This window comes from Aeromonas sp. FDAARGOS 1418 (assembly GCF_019048585.1).
Classification (GTDB): Bacteria; Pseudomonadota; Gammaproteobacteria; order Enterobacterales; family Aeromonadaceae; genus Aeromonas; species Aeromonas caviae.
On the sequence record NZ_CP077387.1, the window covers coordinates 1,219,152 to 1,238,669 of the forward strand.

Here is a 19,518-nt window from a genome sequence, read left to right on the forward strand (position 1 = left end):
CCAGAAAAAGTTGCAGTGCAATCGTCAAGGTCTGACCACGATAAAGCGTAATTAGTTCAACCGACGATCAGCCCGGCTGCTTGAGCAGGCCGGACGCACCGGCGTAATCGCGGGGAGGAAGGCCCGGCTCCTCGCTGTTGGCGGCATCGCCTGTTTCTTCCACTTCGGGTTCGCGGAACAGTGGTTCCTGTACCTTGGCCAGGAACTTGCTCTGTTCCGCCATGTGGCGATAAAGGGTCTGGTACTGTTCGGCCAGTTGCTCCATCAGGGCGGCGCTGTCGGCGAAGTGGGTGGTGATCTGCCCCTGGTAGCTTTCCAGCTCCTTGTGGGCTTTTTTCAGCTCCTGTTCCAGGCGTCCGGCATCCCGGCTACGGACAGAGAAGCGGCCGATCAGCACGCCGATGATCAGGGCGGCGATCGCCAGCAGGATCCCGTTAAACAGAGTCATAGAAGCTCCTTGTTACAGCTAACACGATGAATTTGAAGCGGTCGGATGGACCGCAACGCCTCGTTGGCACTATACCGTGCCCCCTGAGAGCGTGATACTATTTTGTCCCTCATTCAGGGACTTGGAGGCGGTTTACAGGATGACCCCGCAGCAAAAATATCAGCAGGATTTGCAGCGCCCCGGCTTTGTGGCCGATCCGGCCCAGGCCATGGCAGTCGCCCGCCTGGAGCGACTCTATCAGGATCTGTGCGCAAGCCCGACTCCGACCAGATCCCGTGGCCTGCTAGGTTGGCTGCAAAAGCCGAAAACCCGTGACCCCGTCCAGGGGTTATATATGTGGGGCGGTGTGGGCAGAGGCAAGACCTGGCTGATGGATACTTTTTTTGAGAGCCTGCCGGGGGGGCGCAAACTGCGCATCCACTTCCACCGTTTCATGCACCGGGTGCACGACGAGCTCAAAGGGCTGACCGGTCAGTCCGATCCGCTCAAGCTAATCGCCCGCAAGCTGGCCGACGAGACCGACGTCATCTGCTTCGACGAGTTTTTCGTCTCGGATATCACGGATGCCATGCTGCTCGGCACTCTGTTCCAGGAACTCTTTGGCCATGGCGTGGTGCTGGTGGCCACATCCAACATCCCCCCTCAGGGTCTCTACCGCAACGGGTTGCAGCGTGCTCGCTTCCTGCCGGCCATCGCGCTTATCGAGCGTCACTGCGAGGTGATCAATGTCGATGGCGGTGTCGATTACCGGCTGCGAACCCTTGAACAGGCAGAGATCTATCACTTCCCGCTGGATGAACAGGCCAGGAGCAACCTGGATCGTTATTTCAGCCAGTTGACCGGGATTGGGCCGGTGACTGCCGCCGCACTGGAAATCAACCATCGCCAACTGAGTGCACTGGGCGTGGGGGAAGGGGTGCTTTATATGGAATTTGAACAGCTGTGCTGTACTCCACGCTCCCAGGGCGACTACATCGAACTGGCCCGTGAGTTCCACACTGTCCTGCTGGCCAATGTGCAACCCATGGGCAGCGGCACGGATGACGCGGCCCGCCGCTTCATCGCCATGGTGGACGAGTTTTATGAACGGCACGTCAAGCTCATCATATCGGCGGCGGTCCCCATGACCGGGCTCTATGGCGAAGGCTTGCTGAATTTCGAATTCAAGCGTTGCCTTTCACGGCTTCAGGAGATGCAATCGCACGAATACCTTGCCAGAGTGCACCTTCCTTAGTCACAATACCGCGCCTGCCAGTCGGATGGGCATCTGCGGCAGGTAGGGCCGGGCGACATTTGCTAGCTTCATGGCAGTGAAATTAGCAGGTGATATTTAAGGCAACTTCACTTATAATCGCCCGGCCCACGTTACAGCTGTCGATAAGACAGCAACACTTTAAGCTTTACTTGTATTCGAAGGGGTACAGGTAGGCCATCGTTTGTTGTTTGTGGGAGAGCCCCCATAAGCAATTGGGTCTGTAACAGGTAATTGGGTTTAACTTAATGAAAACTTTCGTTGCCAAGCCAGAAACCGTAAAACGTGACTGGTACATTGTGGACGCAGAAGGTAAAACTCTGGGTCGTATCGCAACCGAGATCGCTGCTCGTCTGCGTGGTAAGCACAAAGCCGAGTACACTCCGCACGTTGACACCGGTGACTACATCATCGTTGTAAACGCTGAGAAGGTACACGTAACCGGTAAGAAATTTACCGACAAAATGTACCACGCTCACTCCGGTTTCCCGGGTGGTATCAAGTCCATCAGCTTCGACAAGCTGATTCAGCGTAAGCCGGAAATGGTAATCGAAGCTGCCGTCAAGGGCATGCTGCCGAAGGGTCCGCTGGGCCGTGCCATGTTCCGTAAGCTGAAAGTTTACGCAGGCGCAGAGCACGCTCATGCTGCTCAGCAACCTCAAGTACTGGATATCTAACGGGAACTGGCAACATGGCAGAAAATCAATACTACGGTACCGGCCGTCGCAAAAGCTCCACTGCTCGCGTATTCATCAAAGCGGGTAGCGGTAAAATCGTAATCAACCAGCGCTCCCTGGAGCAATACTTCGGCCGTCCGACTGCCCGCATGGTAGTTCGTCAGCCGCTGGAACTGGTCGAGATGACCGAGAAACTGGATCTGTACATCACCGTTAACGGTGGTGGCATCTCCGGTCAAGCTGGTGCGATCCGCCACGGTATCACTCGTGCTCTGATGCAGTACGACGAGACCCTGCGTTCCGAACTGCGTAAAGCTGGCTTTGTTACTCGTGATGCCCGTAAGGTTGAGCGTAAGAAAGTCGGTCTGCACAAAGCGCGTAAGCGTCCGCAGTACTCCAAGCGTTAATTCGCTTTTGGTACGCACTCTCAGGAGTGTCAAAAAAGCCTGGCAATTTGCCAGGCTTTTTTTATTGGTAATGTTACATGTGACAATGCTAAGCATACGTCACAAAAGACAAAAAATTGTGTATTTATTGTTTTTGCCCATCGACTCCCTTTCTTGTCAAATTGTTATCTTTTCTTTAAAATTTCCATGGTCTTTCTGTGTCAATTGCCACTCCGCTTCCATCGCAGTTGTCAGAGGGAGAGGAGAAGTAAACAGGGACACTATAAGAATGAGCGGAGTCCACATGGGAGAGTTTTTGGATGAGCAATGCGCCAGTTGATACCGGTCGCCGCAGATTTCTTACCTGGTCAACGGTTGCCGTTGGCGGTGTAGGAGCTGCTTTTACCGCAGTGCCGTTTATTAAGTCATGGAATCCGAGTGCCAAAGCCAAGGCGGCAGGCGCCCCGGTTGAAGTGGATATCAGCAAGCTGGAGCCGGGTCAGCTAATCCGCGTCGAGTGGCGTGGTAAACCGGTCTGGGTGGTGAAGCGCACCAAGCAGACGCTGGATGCTCTGGCTGCACACGATGACAAGCTGCGGGATCCTGCGTCAGACGAGCCACAGCAACCGGACTATGCCCACAATGGCTACAGATCCATCAAACCGGAAATCTTCGTGGCCGTTGGCATCTGCACTCATCTGGGATGCTCCCCCTCCTATCTGCCCGACAGCTTCGGCGAGCAGGTTCAAGGGGTAACTTCCGGCTTCTTCTGCCCCTGCCATGGCTCCAAATTCGACATGGCTGGTCGAGTGTTCCAGGGCGTCCCCGCACCGCTGAACCTGGTCATTCCGCCATACCAATTTCTTAGCGACACCACCATTCTGGTCGGTGCCGATGGCAAGGAGGCCTGACCATGTTTGCCAAACTCATGGGCTGGATCGATGATCGTTTCCCGCTCACGGCCATGTACAACGACCATATGGCCAAGTATCCGGCGCCCAAGAACCTGAACTTCTGGTACTTCTTCGGCTCTCTTGCCATGTTGGTGCTGGTCAACCAGATCATCACCGGCATCTGGCTGACCATGAACTACAACCCCTCGGCGGAAGGTGCCTTCGCTTCCGTGGAATACATCATGCGGGATGTGGATTACGGCTGGCTGCTGCGTTACATGCACTCAACCGGGGCATCCGCCTTCTTCATCGTGGTCTACCTGCACATGTTCCGCGGTATGATCTACGGCTCTTACCAGAAGCCACGGGAACTGCTGTGGATCTTCGGCATGCTGATCTTCCTGGTGCTGATGGCCGAGGCCTTCATGGGTTACCTGCTGCCCTGGGGGCAGATGTCGTTCTGGGGGGCCCAGGTCATCATCTCGCTGTTCGGTGCCATCCCCGTTATCGGTGACGATCTGACCCTGTGGATCCGGGGGGACTATGTCATCTCGGGTGCGACCCTGAACCGCTTCTTTGCGCTGCACGTCATCGCTCTGCCGCTGGTGCTGGTGATGCTGGTGGCCATGCATATCCTGGCGCTGCACGAGGTGGGCTCCAACAACCCCGATGGCATCGACATCAAGAAGCACAAGGACGAGAACGGCTGGCCACTGGATGCGGTCGCATTCCACCCCTACTTCACCGTGAAGGACATGATCGGGGTAGCCGGTTTCTTGTTCTTCTTCTGTGCCATCATCTTCTTCAAGCCGGACATGTGGGGCTATTTCCTCGAGAAACCGAACTTTGAGGTGGCCAATGGCCTGAAGACACCGGCGCATATCGCTCCGGTCTGGTACTTCACCCCCTTCTACGCCATCCTGCGTGCGGTGCCTGACAAGCTGCTGGGGGTCATCATGATGGGCCTCTCCATCGTGGTGCTGTTCCTGTTGCCCTGGCTGGATCGCTGCAAGGTGCGCTCGGTGCGTTACCGCAGCACCCTGCACAAGCTGAACATCGCCCAGTTCGTGGTCTGCTTCATTATCCTGGGGGTGCTGGGCGTGCTGCCATCAACCCCGACCCTGACGCTGATTGCACAGCTCTGTACTCTGGGTTATTTCGGATTCTTCGTCCTGTTGTTCTTCTACAGCAAGAATGAGAACACCAAGCCGCTGCCGGAGAGGGTGACATTCAAATGAAAAGAATAATTTTTGCAGTGCTGGCCCTGCTGCCAGGTCTGGTGTTGGCCTCTGGCGGTGGCTTCCCCCTCGACAAGGCGGAGTACGATCTGAGTGACAAGGCATCCCTGCAACGGGGGGCCGCCACCTTCATGAACTACTGTGCCGGCTGTCACTCCACCCAGTATCAGCGTTATAACCGGGTGGCGGCCGACATCGGTATTCCGGACGATCTGATGAAGGAGAACCTGGTCTTCACCGGCGCCAAGATCGGCGATCTGATGAAGAGTGCCATGTCCGAGAAGGATGCTGCGCGCTGGTTCGGCGCGCCGCCCCCCGACCTGACCCTGGTTGCCCGGGTGCGTGGTGCAGACTGGATCTACACCTATCTGCGTTCCTTCTACGTGGACGAGACCCGTCCATTCGGGGTGAACAACGCCGTCTTCCCGTCCGTGGGTATGCCCCATGTGCTGGAGCCGTTGCAGGGGACGCCCCGCGCCGAGTTCAAGACGCACACCCTGGATGGCGTTGAGATGCAGCAAGTCGTCAGCATCAAATCTGACGGCAACGGTGAAATGAACAACGAAGAATATGATCAGACGGTACTGGATCTGGTAAACTTCTTGGTCTACTCGGCTGAGCCGGTGCAGCAGGAGCGCGAACGCATGGGCTTCTGGGTACTCGGATTCATCGCTATCTTCTTCATCTTCACTGTGCTGTTGAAGAAGGAATTCTGGCGCGACGTTCACTAAGCGACCAGATCGGAGTAATATGACGCACGGCAATGAAGACAGACATGCTTCATTGCCGTTTCTGCTTTTTAATGACGGGAGGGTTCAATGGCTGTAGCTGCCAATAAGCGTTCGGTAATGACGCTGTTTTCCGGTGCCAACGATATGTTCAGCCATCAGGTGCGTATTGTCCTGGCGGAGAAGGGTGTTAGCGTGGATATCTGCCAGGTTGATCCTGCCAACCTGCCGGATGAGCTGGCCGAGCTGAACCCGTACAACACTGTACCGACTCTGGTGGATCGCGAGCTGGCGTTGTACACCTCGCGCATCATCATGGAGTATCTGGATGAGCGTTTCCCGCATCCGCCCCTGATGCCGGTTTATCCGGTCGCGCGCGGCAACAGCCGTCTGATGATGCACCGCATCGAGCTGGACTGGTACTCTCTGGCCGACAAGATCATGGCGGGCACCGATACCGAAGCCGCCCGTGCCGAATTGCGTGACAACCTGCTGGCCATCGCCCCCATCTTCGGCGAGATGCCCTATTTCATGAGCGAAGAGTTCGGTCTGGTCGACTGCTACATGGCGCCGTTGCTGTGGCGTCTGCCGAGCCTGGGCATCGATTTCACCGGCCGTGGCGCCAAAGAGCTGAAGGCTTACATGGTTCGCCTGTTCGAGCGTGAATCCTTCCAGGCTTCCCTGACCGAGGCCGAGCGCGAGATCCGTGCCGGCGTATGAGCATGGAACCGACAATGACACCCAGTCGCCCGTATCTGCTGCGGGCGTTTTTTGACTGGTTGCTGGATAACGATCTGACTCCCCATCTTGTGGTCAATGCCAACATTCCCCATGTGATGGTACCGATGCAGTTCGTGCAGGATGGCCAGATTGTTCTGAACATCGCCCCCCGGGCCGTGGGCCAGTTCCACATGGACAATGACGCTGTCAGCTTCAGCGCCCGTTTCGGTGGCGTATCGCAGCAGGTCTATATCCCCATGGCGGCCGTACTGGCCATCCATGCCAGGGAGAATGGAGTGGGGACCCTGTTCCCGCCGGAGCCCGGGTATGACCTCTGGCTGGAACAGGCACAGACACCCACGTCGGTTGACCCCGAGCCGGAACCACCGCGCCCGAGCGGTCGCCCGACTCTGAAAGTCATCAAATAAAAAACGCAGCCTGAAGGCTGCGTTTTTTCATCCTGCCAGATGGTCAATTCTGGGCAAACTCGAAGGCTTTGATCACCTGCTTAACGCCACTGACGTGGCGGGCGATTTCCACGGCCTGATCCCCTTCCTGGCGGGTGACCAACCCAATGAGGAACACCTCGCCATTCTCGGTGACAACCTTCACCTTGGCGCTATCGAAGTTCTTGGTGCCCAGCATGTCGGCCCGCACCTTGGAGGTGATCCAGGTGTCATTGCTGCGCACGCCGATACTGACTGGTTTGCCAAGGCGCAGCTCGTTGTAGACATGGCGAACCCCTTCAATCCGGCTCACGATTCTGCCCGCTTCCTGTTTGTAAGTGTCAGAGGGTGTCTGACCCACCAGCAGCACACGGCCGTTGTTGCTGTAGACACTGATCTTGCTGGCGGCGCTCAGGGGCTTGTTGTCGGCCAACAGGTTGGCGGCTTTCAGCTCTATGGTCTGATCGTCCCACTGGGCACCCAGGGTGCGGCGATCGCCGCTCGCTTTGGCGGTGCCAGCCGCGCCACCGACCACCACGGCAGCACAGCCTTGCAGCAGCAGGACGCCGGTCAGCAGGGCAAGAGCGAGAATAGGCTTCTTCATGGTTTCAGTCTTCCTGTTGCGGGAAAAGTGTCTGGTCGATGAGATCACAGAGACAGTGCAGGGTCAACAGGTTCACTTCCAGAATACGAGGACGGCGAGCGGAAGGAACGCGGATCTCCACGTCATTGGGGCCCAGCAGACCGGCGATCTCTCCCCCGTCTCCGCCACCGAGAACAATGATGGTCATGTCGCGTGAGAGGGCGGCCTCCGCAGCCTTGATGAGGCTGCGGCTGTTGCCTGTCGTGGTGATGACCACCAGGATGTCGCCTGGTTGTCCCAGAGCACGTATCTGTTTGGCATAGACCTCTTCGAAACCGTGATCCGTGGCGATGGCGCTGATGGTCGCCATGTCGGGCGTCAGGGCGAGACCGGGCAGGGAGGGGCGAGGAGTTTCATAGCAGTTCACCAGTTCGGAAATGAACAGCTGTGCCAATGCCGAGGAAGGACCATTGCCACATGCCATCACCTTGTGGCCATTGAGCAGGCAGATGGTCAGCATCTGGGCTGCCGTATGGATGGCATCCGGCAGTGCTTCGGCGGCAGCTATCTTGGTCTGGATGCTTTCGGTGTAATTCTCTTTGATGGGATCAGTCATGGGGTCCTCTTAAAACGCGTTCTGGATCCAGTCCGGCTGGTCGCCCTCGAACGCGATCACATCGAATCGACAGGCCTGGTTGGCCTCATTGATGGCATGTTGCTTGAAATAGTGGCGCGCGGCCAGCACGATCTTGTGCTGTTTGCGCCGGGTGACCGAGCTGGCTGCACCGCCATGGGTGGCGTTGGCGCGATATCTCACTTCAACGAACACCAGGGTCTCTCCCTGGCGCATGATGAGATCGATCTCGCCGCCACGGCAGCGGTAGTTGCGGGTCACGGGTTGCAGGCCGCGGGCCTGCAACCAGCGTTCCGCTATTTGCTCAAAGTGTTGTCCCTTGCTCGTCGCTGCCGACGGCAACAGGTTCAACCACTGCTGGTGAAGTTGTGTCAGTAGCCTCTTCATGAGTCGCATCCTCCAGCTGGGGGGCGGCGCTGTCGCTGACCAGCTTGCCATTCTGGTAGGTGGCCCAGTCCAGCATGCGCACTATGTTGCCCTGGGGATCCACGCTCAGCTGGCCACTCATGCCGGGTTGCTGCATGGCATTGACCTTGCGCATTTGCGGCAGGTTGCCTGCCAGGCTGACGGCATCGTAACCGAGGGCGAACAGGCGCAGCAGGTCGCCCTGGGTCTGGGGCCAGAGCAGGGCAATCTGTTCACGCTGCGTCTCGAAGCCACCCAGCAGCAGCGGCATGTCGGAGATATGCATACCGTTGAGCTCGGATGCCACCTCGGTCGTCCCGCCGTCGTATCCCCGCGAGCTGCTGTAGATGGGCAGGCTGCCCATGGGATTGACCGAGATGTCCACATAGGGCTTGATCATCCGGGTCTCCAGGCTGTTGGCCACCACATAGACGGCGTCGATGCTGCGCGGCGCGGCATCGGACAGCTGGACAATCTCCCCGGCTCGTGCGGTGGAACGGCCGCTCAGAGCGTTCTTGACCATGCCCTGCACTTCGTTACGCGCCCCGAAGGTGGCAACCACGGGCTTCTCCTGGCTGACGCCGGCCCAGGCCTGTTCAAACGCCTTGATACTGCTGTAGCCAATCCGGCCTTGTGCCGCGATCAGCAGCGGCTTGCGGTAGCCCTGACCATAGAGGTATTGGGCCGCCTGGCTTGCATCGGCAGCGGCGGAGAGCGAGAAATAGAAGGTGTTGTCGTTGACGATCGGCTTGTCCAGCTCGTTGAGCGCCAGCACCGGCACGGTCGGACTCGACTTGAGCAGCTCCTCCACCTGATCCTTGAGCAGGGGGCCGATGATCATGTTGGCCCCTTCCTGAATCGCCTGCTTGTAGAGGTCCCCCATCGCCTTGCCCTGGGTATCATAGAAGTTCAGGGTGAACTGGCTCTGATTTTCCTTGTAGGACATCAGCATGCCGTTGCGGATGGCGGCGCCCTGGGCTTCCAGGTTGCCGGAGAGCGGCAGGAAGACGGCGATCTGCTGAAGCGAACCGTTGTCCGTAGTAGCGAGATCCCCAAGGCCGGCCGGCATGTCGCTCTGGGCAGGGTGGTTAGGGAAGCTCTGCTTCCAGCCGGCAAGCTGGCGGGCCAGCTGGCTCGGCTGTGCCCCGAACTCATTCACCAGCGCCGCAAGACGCAGCCAGCCGGTGGTGACATCGGGAGCTGGCTCCTCTTCGAGCGCCTGCAGGGTGGAGGGGGTCATGCTTTTCAGCAGTGACCAGATCTGCTGGTGATTGGTGGCCAGCTCATTCTTGGCCAGATAAGGTTCCAGCAGGATCAGCGACTTGGCCGCACCAAACTTGTTGTTGATGTCGAGCTGCAGCACCACGCGCTGGCGGTACCAGTCCTTCTGGGTATCGGCATCCAGCACCACATCCGGCTTACCTTCCAGCAGGATCAGCGCCTGGTTGGCGTTGCCCTGGGCGAGCAGCAGGTGTGCCTGCAGCAGTTGCAACTGCGCCTGCTGCTCCGGGCTCTTCGCCTGCTTCTGCAACTGCTGATACAGGGCGGCAGCCGGTTTCGCCTGGCCGAGCGCCAGATAGCTGCGCGCCGCCATCATCTGCCACACGAAGGCCTCTGCCGGTTTGGCGGGATCCACCTGCTCCAGATACCACTGGGCATTCTTGGTCAGATCCGAGAAGGCTGACGGCATGCCGGGTTGTCCGGAAGATTGATTGGGCTCCGACGCACAGGCGGCGAGCAGGACTGCCGCGAGTAGGATGCCGAAGAGTCGTGATACACTTAGCTGCTTTATAACCCGGTTCAAGTTCATTCCCCGACCAGTGTTGAAATTCTCCATAGTGTAAACGGGCCAATATGGCGACACAATTGTCGGGACACTCGGAGCTCCCATGAGTGACATCCCAACCCTGTATATAGTCCCCACTCCGATCGGCAATCTGGCCGACATCACCCAGCGAGCACTGGACGTGCTGCGCAGCGTCGATCTGGTGGCCGCCGAGGATACCCGGCATACCGGGATCCTGCTCAGCCACTACCAGATCTCGGTACCGACCTTTGCCCTGCACGATCACAACGAGCAGCAAAAGGCGGATGTGCTGATCGCCCGCATCAAGGAGGGCAAGAGCGTGGCCCTGGTCTCCGATGCGGGGACGCCGCTCATCAGCGACCCCGGTTATCACCTGGTCACCCGTTGTCGCGAAGCCGGGGTCAAGGTGGTGCCGCTGCCCGGTCCCTGCGCTGCCATCACGGCGCTGTCCGCCGCCGGGCTGCCCACCGACCGCTTCGCCTTCGAGGGTTTCCTGCCGGCCAAGGCCAAGGGGCGGGATGATCGCCTGCAAGCCGTCATCGAAGACACCCGCTCTCTGGTGTTCTACGAATCGCCGCGCCGGGTGCAGGAGACGGTGGAAGCGATCGCTCGCATCCTTGGTGAGCGCCAGGTGGTGGTGTGCCGCGAGCTGACCAAGACCTTCGAGTCCATCCACGGTCTGCCCGCCTCCGAGATGCTGGCCTGGCTCGGAGAGGACGATAACCGTTGCCGCGGGGAGATCGTGCTGGTGGTCGCCGGTGCCAGCAAGGTGGATGACGAGTTGCCTGCGGAGGCGATCCGCACCCTGGGCCTGCTGGTCAGCGAGCTGCCCCTCAAGAAGGCTGCAGCCCTCACCGCCGAGATCCACGGGGTGAAGAAGAATGCCCTCTACAAATACGGTCTCGAGCACTATTAATTGCCGTAAACCGGAATTGACGGTTTACCCCGTCCGTCTCGCGAGGCTATAATCCGCGCCTCGGAGTTGGCTGGGCAATCGCTGCTTCGTCGTTGTGTCCCTCGGGACAGACGGGCGGAGGGGAGGAAAGTCCGGGCTTCACAGGGCAGGGTGCCAGGTAACGCCTGGGGGGCGCGAGCCTACGACCAGTGCAACAGAGAGCAGACCGCCGATGGCCCGCAAGGGATCAGGTAAGGGTGAAAGGGTGCGGTAAGAGCGCACCGCGCGACTGGCAACAGTTCGTGGCACGGTAAACTCCACCCGAAGCAAGACCAAATAGGCCCCTATTGGCGCGGCCCGCGTTGGGGGCGGGTAGGTTGCTTGAGCCAGCGAGCGATTGCTGGCCTAGAGGAATGATTGCTACCCGGGGCAACCCGGTACAGAACCCGGCTTACAGGCCGACTCCGACCTCTTTCCTGAAGAGCCTTGCGATTTATCGCAAGGCTCTTTTTATTAACCATAAAGTACTGCCTCGGTTGACTCGTGATATTTACTGTTGGGCTAGCTATGTTTAACAAATGTATTTTATATCAATCTGTTATGTGGAATTTTTCCATGTTCTGAATATCGTGATGGCGCTGGAGAAGCGCGGCCTGCATGGCTGATGTTTATTCGTGCAATTTGTCAGTTTTTTAATTGCTGAAAATTAATCGAGTTGCGGGTAACACAAATAACTTGTGGAAAATCAATTCATTTAATCGGTAGTCCCATCACGCTGCGTCAATATGTTCCCCATGCCCGAGATCCTTGCTTGAAAAGCCCCCTGCTCGTCCTTAAACTTCATGGTGGAGAAAAGTGGATCAAAGTGGTTTTATTGGGCATCTAGCCCCCATAACTCACCTTTCGGGGACTGCAATTTGTTGCGTGGCGCTCACGCCATCAGCCTGGACAGCAAGGGGCGGTTGGCGATTCCGACCAAATTTCGTGATTGGCTGCGCGACGAATGCGACGGCCAGCTGGTCTGCACCATCGACATCGCCCATCCCTGTCTGCTGCTTTATCCCCTGAATGAATGGGAAGAGGTGGAGCGCAAGCTGAAGACCCTTTCCAGCACCAACCCGGCGGAACGCCGCCTGCAGCGTCTGCTGCTCGGCCACGCGGCCGAATGCGAACTGGATGGCAATGGCCGTCTGCTGCTTAGCCAGCCGCTGCGCAGCCATGCCGGGCTGGACAAGAAAGTCATGCTGGTGGGCCAGCTCAACAAATTCGAGCTGTGGGATGAAGCCCGCTGGCAACAACAGATCAACGACGACATCCTGGGCCTGCCCGAGGACGACTGGGCAAGTTCACCACGACTACAGGATTTTTCTTTATAAATGACCCAAGCCGCTGAACACATCACAGTGCTGTTGCACGAAGCCGTCGAAGGGCTGGCCATCAAGCCGGACGGTATCTACGTCGACGGTACCTTTGGCCGGGGTGGTCACTCTCGTCTCATTCTCCAGCATCTGGGCCCCAATGGCCGTCTGATCGCCATCGACCGGGATCCCCAGGCCATTGCCGAGGCGGCCAAGATCCAGGATCCCCGTTTCGAGATCGTGCACGGTCCCTTCTCCGGCATCACCCGCTATCTGACCGAGCGCGGCCTGCTGGGCAAGGTCGATGGCTTCCTGCTGGATCTCGGTGTCTCCTCCCCCCAGCTTGACGATGCCGAACGTGGCTTCAGCTTCATGAAGGACGGCCCGCTCGACATGAGGATGGATCCCACCTCCGGTCAGAGCGCCGCCGAGTGGCTGGCCCGTGCCGATGTGGACGACATCGCCTGGGTGCTGAAAACCTTCGGTGAGGAGCGCTTCGCCAAGAAGATTGCTCGCGCCATCGTGCACGATCGGGTGACAGAGCCCTATGTGCGCACCCGCCAGCTGGCGGAGATGATTGCCCGGGTCAACCCGAGCAAGGAGAAGGGCAAGCACGCGGCGACCCGCAGCTTCCAGGCCATCCGCATCTATATCAACAGCGAGCTGGACGAAATTGAAACCGCCCTCAACGGCGCGCTGGACGTGCTGGCTCCTCACGGTCGTCTCTCCGTCATCAGCTTCCACTCTCTGGAAGATCGGCTGGTGAAGCATTTTATTCGCAAGCATGAGAAAGGTCCGGAAGTACCCCACGGGATCCCTCTGACCGAAGCCCAGCTGGCCGGTGGTCGCAAGCTGAAGTCGATCGGCAAGGCACTCAAGCCTTCCGACCACGAGGTCAATGAAAACACCCGGTCCCGCAGCTCGGTGCTGCGGGTCGCAGAGCGTCTTGCGGAGTAAGCGATGAGCGACGTGCGCGTTCACCTCGCCAGGGAGATCGTTGCGGATCTCTGGCGCCACAAGTTGCAGGTCCTGTTGACCGTCGCAGTGCTGGTCACCGCCTTTGCGGTGATCCTGGTGACCAACATGACCCGGGGTCTGACGGCCAAGCAGAACGATCTGATGGCGGAGGAGGACAGGCTCAACATCGAGTGGCGCCACCTCTTGCTGGAACAGGGCACACTGGCTGAGCACTCCCGGGTGGCGAGTCTGGCCATGGACAAGTTGCAGATGGCTCGCCCCCTGGTGACCACTGAAAAGGTAATTACACAACCATGACACGCAAGGCCGCCACCAAGGCTCCGGCAAAGGACAAAGCCAAGGCGAAAGCACCCTCACTCTACCCGTGGCGCTTTCGTACCCTGGTTTTCTTCATCGGCATCGCGTTTGCGGGGCTGATCCTGCGGCTGGCCTGGATCCAGGTGATCGATCCGGACAGACTGCGCCAGGAGGGGGACATGCGCTCCCTGCGCACCACCTCCACCCAGGCGGTGCGCGGCATGATCACGGACCGCAATGGCGAGCAGCTGGCGGTATCCGTGCCGGTCGAAGCGGTCTGGGCCGATCCCAAGACGGTGCACGAGTCCGGTGCCATCCACAACGAGCGTGCCTGGCTGGCACTCTCTGCCGTGCTCAAGCTCGACATCAACACCCTCAAGCATCGCATCGCCAACCCGAGCAAGCGCTTCGTCTATCTGCAGCGTCAGGTGACGCCTGCGGTGGCCGAGTACATCAAGGGGTTGAAGCTGGGAGGCATCTATCTGCGCCCCGAGGCGCGCCGTTTCTACCCGACCGGCGAGATAAGCTCCCATCTGGTGGGGGTGACCAACATCGATGGCAGCGGCATCGAGGGGATTGAGCGCAGCTACAACGAGTGGCTGACCGCGACCCCTGGCGAGATGCGGGTGCGCAAGGACAGGCAGGGCCGCGTCATCGAGCGCTTGGGCCTGGTGAAAGAGGGCAAGCACGCCAACGATCTGCAACTGAGCATCGATCAGCGGGTGCAGGCGCTGGCCTATCGCGCCCTCAAACGGGCTACCGACGAGAACAAGGCCACCTCCGGCTCCATGGTGATGCTGGATGTGAAGACCGGCGAGGTGCTCGCCATGGTCAACACCCCCTCCTACAACCCGAACAACCGCGGCCAGTACCAGAGTTTCCGGGTGCGAAACCGGGTGGTGACCGATACCTATGAGCCGGGCTCCACGGTCAAGCCATTGATTTTGCTTAGTGCCTTGCAAGCCGGTGTCACCAGCTGGAAGGACTTCATCCCGGGCGGCCCCCTCTTCATCGGGGCCAAGCAGATCCGTGACGTGAGTATCCACAAGGCGACCAACCTGTACGACATCCTGCGCTACTCCTCCAACATCGGTATGTCGCGCATCGCGCTGCGGATGCCGGCCCAGGAGATGATCAACACCCTGAGCATGGTGGGCTTCGGCATGGACACCGGCAGCGGCCTGATGGGGGAGAGCAGCGGCATGCTGCCCCAGCGTCGCCGCTGGTCCGACATCGAGCGAGCCACCCTGTCGTTCGGTTATGGTCTGCGAGTGACCCCGCTGCAGCTGGCCTCCGCCTACGCCACCCTGGCCAACAAGGGCAAGCGGGTACCGCTCTCCATCATCAAGGTGACCAAGCCGCCCAAGGGTGAGCAGGTCATCGATCACAACAACGCCGCCGCCATGTTGCAGGCGCTGGAGTACGTGGTCAGCAATGCCATTCCCAAGGCCCAGATCCCCGGTTATCGGGTCGGTGGCAAGAGTGGTACCGCCAAGGTGGCCGTGGCTGGGGGCTATGGCAAGGACTACATGGCCTGGTTTGCCGGTTTCGCGCCGGCCAGCAATCCCCGTTTCGTCATGGTGGTGGTGATCAACGAGCCCAAGGGGGATGCCTACTACGGCGGTGCCGTGGCGACCCCGCCCTTTGCGGAGGCCATGGGAGGCGTGTTGCAGCTCTTCAACATCCGTCCCGATGCGATCCCGCCCGAGGTACCCGCCAAGCTTGCCCGCACGGAGGCCAACAATGGCGCACCGCGTACTTGACGGGCATCCGGTTTTTTCCATCGGCCCCGCTGCTGCCGGGGCGTTTTCCATGGCGTGTACGAGCGCCCGCATTCCCGCATTTTCGGAGGCTTCCCATGCCGCCCCGCACACTTGATCAACTGATGAGCCGCTTCGGCATCGACGCCCCGGCGCTTTCCCTCACCGATCTCCAGCTCGACAGCCGGCGGGTCGGTCCCGGCTCGCTCTTCGTGGCGATTCGTGGCCATCAGATGGATGGCAGGCGCTTCATCGAACAGGCGGTGGCTCAGGGAGCGACCGCCGTGCTGTTTGAGGAGGACGGAGAATTCGTCCCTCCGGCGACCCAGATCCCCTGCATCGGCATGAGGGATCTTCCCGCTCGTCTCTCCGAGCTGGCCGGTCATTTCTACGGTCACCCTGCGCAAAAGTTGCAACTGGTGGGCATCACGGGCACCAACGGCAAAAGCACCACGGCCCTGCTGGTAGCCAACTGGCGCACCTTGCTGGGGGGCAAGGCCGGGGTCATGGGCACCATAGGCAACGGTCTGTTTGGCGAGCTCATCGAAGCAGAGAACACCACGGGCAGCGCGGTCCAGGTGCAGGCCAATCTGGCCGCCTTGCAGCAGAAGGGGGCCGATCTGGTGGCGATGGAGGTCTCCAGCCACGGTCTGGTGCAGCATCGCGTAGCGGCCCTGCCGTTTGCCTCGGCAGTCTTCACCAACCTGAGCCGGGATCATCTGGACTATCACGGCACCATGGAGGCCTATGCCGCCGCCAAGGAGGAGCTGCTGAAGCTGGTGGATGAGCCTTGCGCCGTTATCAACGCCGATGACCATTTGGGACGGCAATGGCTGGCGACCTATCCCGGTGCGGTGGCCTTCGGGGTTCATGGTCCGATTGAAAACCATGCCGGACGACAACTGACGGCGCAGGATCCCCACTTCCACCAACAAGGTTTTGATACGCGCATTAACTCCAGCTGGGGGAATGGTGTATTATCCGCCCCCTTGCTCGGCCGCTTCAACGTCAGCAACGTGCTGGGCGCCATGGGCGCCATGCTGGTGCTCGGCTACGACTTCGATGACCTGCTGGCGACGGCCCCCAGACTGCAACCGGTGACCGGTCGCATGGAGTGCTTCGGCGGTGGCGATGCGCCGCTCGCCGTGGTCGATTACGCCCACACCCCGGATGCGCTGGAGAAGGCATTGCAGGCCCTGCGGGTGCACTGTCACGGCCGGCTCTGGTGCTTGGTGGGATGCGGCGGCGACAGGGATCGCGGCAAGCGTCCCATGATGGCTGCCATGGCGGAGCAGCATGCTGACTGCGTGATCCTGACCGACGACAATCCCCGTACCGAGGAGCCGGCCCGGATCATGGCCGACATGGTGGCGGGTCTTCGCGATCCCGGCGCCGTGCAGATCGAACACGACAGGACCAAGGCAATCCAGCTGGCACTGAGTCAAGCGAGCAAAGAGGACATCATCCTGGTGGCTGGCAAAGGCCACGAGGATTATCAGATCATTGGAACCGACAAGCGGCACTACAGCGATCGGGAAACCGTCGCAGCCGCCTTGCACACATTAATGGAGTCATTCAAATGATGACCCTCAGGCTTGCCGACCTGGCGCAGGTGCTCGATGCCCGTCTGATCGGGGACGACCATGAGATCACGGCGGTCAGCACCGACACCCGTACCCTGGGCGCGGGGGCGCTGTTCGTGGCCCTGCGCGGCGAGCGTTTCGACGCCCACGATTTCTGCGACCAGGCGGTTGCCGCCGGCGCCAGTGCCTTGCTGGTGGAGCGCGAATTGCCGCTGGCCATTCCACAACTGGTGGTGGGCGACACCCTCAAGGGGCTTGGGCGTCTGGGCAGGCTGGTGCGCGAGCGCATTAATCCGAAAGTGCTCGCCATCACCGGCAGCTGTGGCAAAACCACGGTGAAGGAGATGGCGACGGCCATCCTGCGTTGTGAAGGGGAGGTGCTGGCCACCGCCGGCAACTTCAACAACGAGGTGGGGGTGCCGCTGACCCTGCTGCGCCTCGAGCCGCAACACCAGTTCGCGGTGATGGAGCTGGGAGCCAACCACCCGGGCGAGATCGCCTGGACCACGTCGCTCGCCAGACCCGACGCCGCCATCATCAACAACGTCGCTTCCGCGCACCTGGAAGGCTTTGGCTCCCTGGAAGGGGTGTTCCATGCCAAGAGCGAAATCTTCGAAGGGCTAGGCGAGAGCGGCACCGCCATCGTCAATGCAGACAACGAGTTCTGGCCGAAGTGGCGTGAAAAGGGCATCCAGTGCGCCTTCTCCCTCGAGGCTCAGCGTCAGCCGTTCCACGCCCGCGACATCGTGCTCAACGAGCAGGGTTGTGCCGGGTTCGTGATGGTGACGCCCCAGGGAGAGGTGAACCTGACCCTGGCCATTCCGGGCCGCCACAACGTGGCCAACGCCCTGGCTGCTGCCGCCGGGACCCTGGCCCTGGGCGCATCGCTTGCGTCCGTCAAGGCGGGGCTGGAGCAGATGGCGCCGGTCAAGGGCCGTTTCTGCGTGCAACGCTGGGGTGGCCTCACCCTGGTGGATGACACCTACAACGCCAGCGTGGAGTCCGTGCTGGCGGGTATCGATGCCCTGACCGCCATGAACGGCTACAAGGTGCTGGTATTCGGTGACATGAAAGAGTTGGGTGAGGAGTCCGCCGCGCAGCATGCCCGGGTCGGACACCACGCCCGTGAGCAGGGCCTCGATGCCGTGCTGACCGTAGGGGAACAGAGTCGCCACACCGCAGATGCCGCGGCTGGCCGACATTTCGATAACAAGGCGTCGTTGTTTGAAGTGCTTGCGCAAATGATAAAGACACATCAGGAAATTTCGATTCTGGTCAAGGGCGCCCGTGGCTCCCGCATGGAAGATATCGTCGAGATGGTCAAGGGCCATCAGGAGTCAGCCACATGCTAGTCTGGCTGGCGGAACTGCTCACCCCGCACTTCACCTTCTTCAACGTCTTCTCCTACCTGACGTTTCGCGCCATCCTGTCGATCATCACCGGTCTGGTGGTGGCGCTCTGGATGGGGCCGCGCCTCATCCGTCGCCTGCAGATCATGAAGTTCGGCCAGGTGATCCGCAACGACGGTCCCGAATCCCACCTCAGCAAGAAGGGCACCCCGACCATGGGCGGCCTGATGATCATTGCCGCCATCTTCACTTCTGTGCTGCTCTGGTGCCGCCTCGACAACCCCTATGTCTGGCTGGTGCTGTTCGTGCTGGGGGCCTATGGCGCCATCGGTTTTGCCGATGACTATCTCAAGGTGGTGCGCAAGAACACCGACGGCCTCATCGCCCGCTGGAAGTACTTCTGGCAGTCCGCGGTCGCGCTGGGTGTGGCGGTGTTCCTCTACGCCACGGCCACCCACGATGGTCAGACCCAGCTGGTGGTGCCCTTCCTCAAGGATGTGATGCCCCAGCTCGGCCTGATGTTCATCCTGCTGACCTACTTCGTCATCGTCGGTACCTCCAATGCGGTCAACCTGACCGATGGCCTGGATGGCCTCGCCATCATGCCCACCGTGATGGTGGCGGGAGGCTTCGCCCTGATCGCCTGGGCGACCGGCAACGTCAACTTCGCGAACTACCTGCACATTCCCTACGTGCCCTACACCTCCGAACTGGTGATCGTCTGTACCGCCATCGTGGGCGCGGGCCTGGGCTTCCTCTGGTTCAACACCTACCCGGCCCAGGTCTTCATGGGGGACGTGGGTTCCCTTGCCCTGGGCGGCGCGCTCGGTACCATCGCGGTGCTGGTGCGCCAGGAGTTCCTGCTGGTGATCATGGGGGGCGTCTTCGTGATGGAGACCGTCTCGGTGATCCTGCAGGTCGGATCCTACAAACTGCGCGGCGTGCGGATCTTCCGCATGGCCCCCATCCATCACCACTATGAGAAGAAGGGCTGGCCGGAGCCGCGCGTCATCGTGCGCTTCTGGATCATCACCCTCATGCTGGTGCTGCTTGGCCTCGCCACCCTGAAGGTGAGGTAAGC

General features: G+C 60.0%; 21 protein-coding genes and 1 other RNA gene. 17 read left to right on the forward strand and 5 right to left on the reverse strand.

Annotated features, from left to right (window positions below; genetic code table 11):
- Nucleotides 1-67: 67 nt before the first annotated feature.
- Nucleotides 68-448: a YhcB family protein gene (locus I6L48_RS05895; protein WP_010675856.1), complete on the reverse strand. Its 381-nt coding sequence runs from the start codon at nt 446-448 to the stop codon at nt 68-70.
- A 139-nt stretch (nt 449-587) separates the two neighbouring features.
- On the opposite strand from I6L48_RS05895, the gene zapE reads away from it, so the two are divergent.
- The 8 genes from zapE (at nt 588) to I6L48_RS05935 (ending at nt 6,770) form a co-directional block, all read left to right on the forward strand.
- Complete coding sequence (gene zapE / locus I6L48_RS05900) at nt 588-1,682, forward strand: cell division protein ZapE (protein WP_216987868.1); 1,095 nt, start codon at nt 588-590, stop codon at nt 1,680-1,682.
- Nucleotides 1,683-1,948: 266 nt separating this feature from the next.
- Nucleotides 1,949-2,377, forward strand: coding sequence for a 50S ribosomal protein L13 (gene rplM, locus I6L48_RS05905; RefSeq protein WP_005336289.1), 429 nt, complete (start codon nt 1,949-1,951; stop codon nt 2,375-2,377).
- A 14-nt stretch (nt 2,378-2,391) separates the two neighbouring features.
- On the forward strand, nt 2,392-2,784 hold the full coding sequence (gene rpsI, locus I6L48_RS05910; protein ID WP_005336286.1) for a 30S ribosomal protein S9: 393 nt from the start codon (nt 2,392-2,394) through the stop codon (nt 2,782-2,784).
- Between the two features lie 299 nt (nt 2,785-3,083).
- Complete coding sequence (petA, locus tag I6L48_RS05915) at nt 3,084-3,674, forward strand: ubiquinol-cytochrome c reductase iron-sulfur subunit (RefSeq protein ID WP_010675854.1); 591 nt, start codon at nt 3,084-3,086, stop codon at nt 3,672-3,674.
- Nucleotides 3,675-3,676: 2 nt separating this feature from the next.
- The gene (locus I6L48_RS05920) at nt 3,677-4,894 is read left to right on the forward strand and encodes a cytochrome bc complex cytochrome b subunit (RefSeq protein ID WP_010675853.1); all 1,218 of its coding nucleotides are present in this window, start codon (nt 3,677-3,679) and stop codon (nt 4,892-4,894) included.
- A complete protein-coding gene (locus I6L48_RS05925) occupies nt 4,891-5,625 on the forward strand; it encodes a cytochrome c1 (RefSeq protein ID WP_104454878.1) in 735 nt (244 codons plus the stop codon). Before I6L48_RS05920 ends, I6L48_RS05925 begins: the two co-directional genes overlap by 4 nt.
- Nucleotides 5,626-5,712: 87 nt before the next feature.
- The gene (gene sspA, locus I6L48_RS05930; RefSeq protein ID WP_039040485.1) at nt 5,713-6,342 is read left to right on the forward strand and encodes a stringent starvation protein SspA; all 630 of its coding nucleotides are present in this window, start codon (nt 5,713-5,715) and stop codon (nt 6,340-6,342) included.
- Complete coding sequence (locus I6L48_RS05935; protein ID WP_029314842.1) at nt 6,339-6,770, forward strand: ClpXP protease specificity-enhancing factor; 432 nt, start codon at nt 6,339-6,341, stop codon at nt 6,768-6,770. Before sspA ends, I6L48_RS05935 begins: the two co-directional genes overlap by 4 nt.
- A gap of 43 nt (nt 6,771-6,813) precedes the next feature.
- Here I6L48_RS05935 and dolP read toward each other — a convergent pair whose 3' ends face one another.
- From dolP to I6L48_RS05955, 4 genes are read right to left on the reverse strand one after another with little or no spacing between them, the layout of a single operon-like run.
- Entirely contained in the window at nt 6,814-7,392 is a 579-nt protein-coding gene (gene dolP / locus I6L48_RS05940) for a division/outer membrane stress-associated lipid-binding lipoprotein (RefSeq protein WP_113069544.1), read from the reverse strand.
- Between the two features lie 4 nt (nt 7,393-7,396).
- Entirely contained in the window at nt 7,397-7,987 is a 591-nt protein-coding gene (locus tag I6L48_RS05945) for an SIS domain-containing protein (protein WP_010675848.1), read from the reverse strand.
- 9 nt (nt 7,988-7,996) lie between these two features.
- On the reverse strand, nt 7,997-8,392 hold the full coding sequence (locus I6L48_RS05950) for a YraN family protein (protein ID WP_080770042.1): 396 nt from the start codon (nt 8,390-8,392) through the stop codon (nt 7,997-7,999).
- A complete protein-coding gene (locus tag I6L48_RS05955; RefSeq protein ID WP_045522195.1) occupies nt 8,310-10,100 on the reverse strand; it encodes a penicillin-binding protein activator in 1,791 nt (596 codons plus the stop codon). Before I6L48_RS05955 ends, I6L48_RS05950 begins: the two co-directional genes overlap by 83 nt.
- Nucleotides 10,101-10,299: 199 nt before the next feature.
- Between I6L48_RS05955 and rsmI the strand changes: the two genes are divergently transcribed.
- From rsmI to mraY, 9 genes are all read left to right on the forward strand, one after another.
- Nucleotides 10,300-11,133 carry a 16S rRNA (cytidine(1402)-2'-O)-methyltransferase gene (rsmI, locus tag I6L48_RS05960; RefSeq protein ID WP_041211835.1) on the forward strand — a complete coding sequence of 278 codons (834 nt, stop codon included), beginning with the start codon at nt 10,300-10,302 and terminating at the stop codon, nt 11,131-11,133.
- A gap of 62 nt (nt 11,134-11,195) precedes the next feature.
- An RNA gene (rnpB, locus tag I6L48_RS05965) (RNase P RNA component class A) lies at nt 11,196-11,582 on the forward strand.
- 447 nt (nt 11,583-12,029) lie between these two features.
- Nucleotides 12,030-12,488, forward strand: a complete 459-nt coding sequence (gene mraZ, locus I6L48_RS05970; RefSeq protein ID WP_039040489.1) for a division/cell wall cluster transcriptional repressor MraZ — start codon at nt 12,030-12,032, stop codon at nt 12,486-12,488.
- Entirely contained in the window at nt 12,489-13,427 is a 939-nt protein-coding gene (gene rsmH, locus I6L48_RS05975) for a 16S rRNA (cytosine(1402)-N(4))-methyltransferase RsmH (RefSeq protein WP_042015088.1), read from the forward strand.
- A 3-nt stretch (nt 13,428-13,430) separates the two neighbouring features.
- Nucleotides 13,431-13,745, forward strand: a complete 315-nt coding sequence (ftsL, locus tag I6L48_RS05980) for a cell division protein FtsL (RefSeq protein WP_010675842.1) — start codon at nt 13,431-13,433, stop codon at nt 13,743-13,745.
- Entirely contained in the window at nt 13,742-15,508 is a 1,767-nt protein-coding gene (locus tag I6L48_RS05985; protein ID WP_010675841.1) for a peptidoglycan glycosyltransferase FtsI, read from the forward strand. The genes ftsL and I6L48_RS05985 overlap by 4 nt, the downstream gene beginning before the upstream one ends.
- A 95-nt stretch (nt 15,509-15,603) precedes the next feature.
- Entirely contained in the window at nt 15,604-17,088 is a 1,485-nt protein-coding gene (gene murE / locus I6L48_RS05990; RefSeq protein ID WP_113069545.1) for a UDP-N-acetylmuramoyl-L-alanyl-D-glutamate--2,6-diaminopimelate ligase, read from the forward strand.
- Nucleotides 17,085-18,440 carry a UDP-N-acetylmuramoyl-tripeptide--D-alanyl-D-alanine ligase gene (gene murF, locus I6L48_RS05995; protein WP_113069546.1) on the forward strand — a complete coding sequence of 452 codons (1,356 nt, stop codon included), beginning with the start codon at nt 17,085-17,087 and terminating at the stop codon, nt 18,438-18,440. Before murE ends, murF begins: the two co-directional genes overlap by 4 nt.
- Nucleotides 18,434-19,516 (forward strand): phospho-N-acetylmuramoyl-pentapeptide-transferase, encoded by a 1,083-nt coding sequence (mraY, locus tag I6L48_RS06000; RefSeq protein ID WP_010675838.1) that lies wholly within the window; start codon nt 18,434-18,436, stop codon nt 19,514-19,516. The genes murF and mraY overlap by 7 nt, the downstream gene beginning before the upstream one ends.
- The last annotated feature ends 2 nt before the right edge of the window (nt 19,517-19,518 follow it).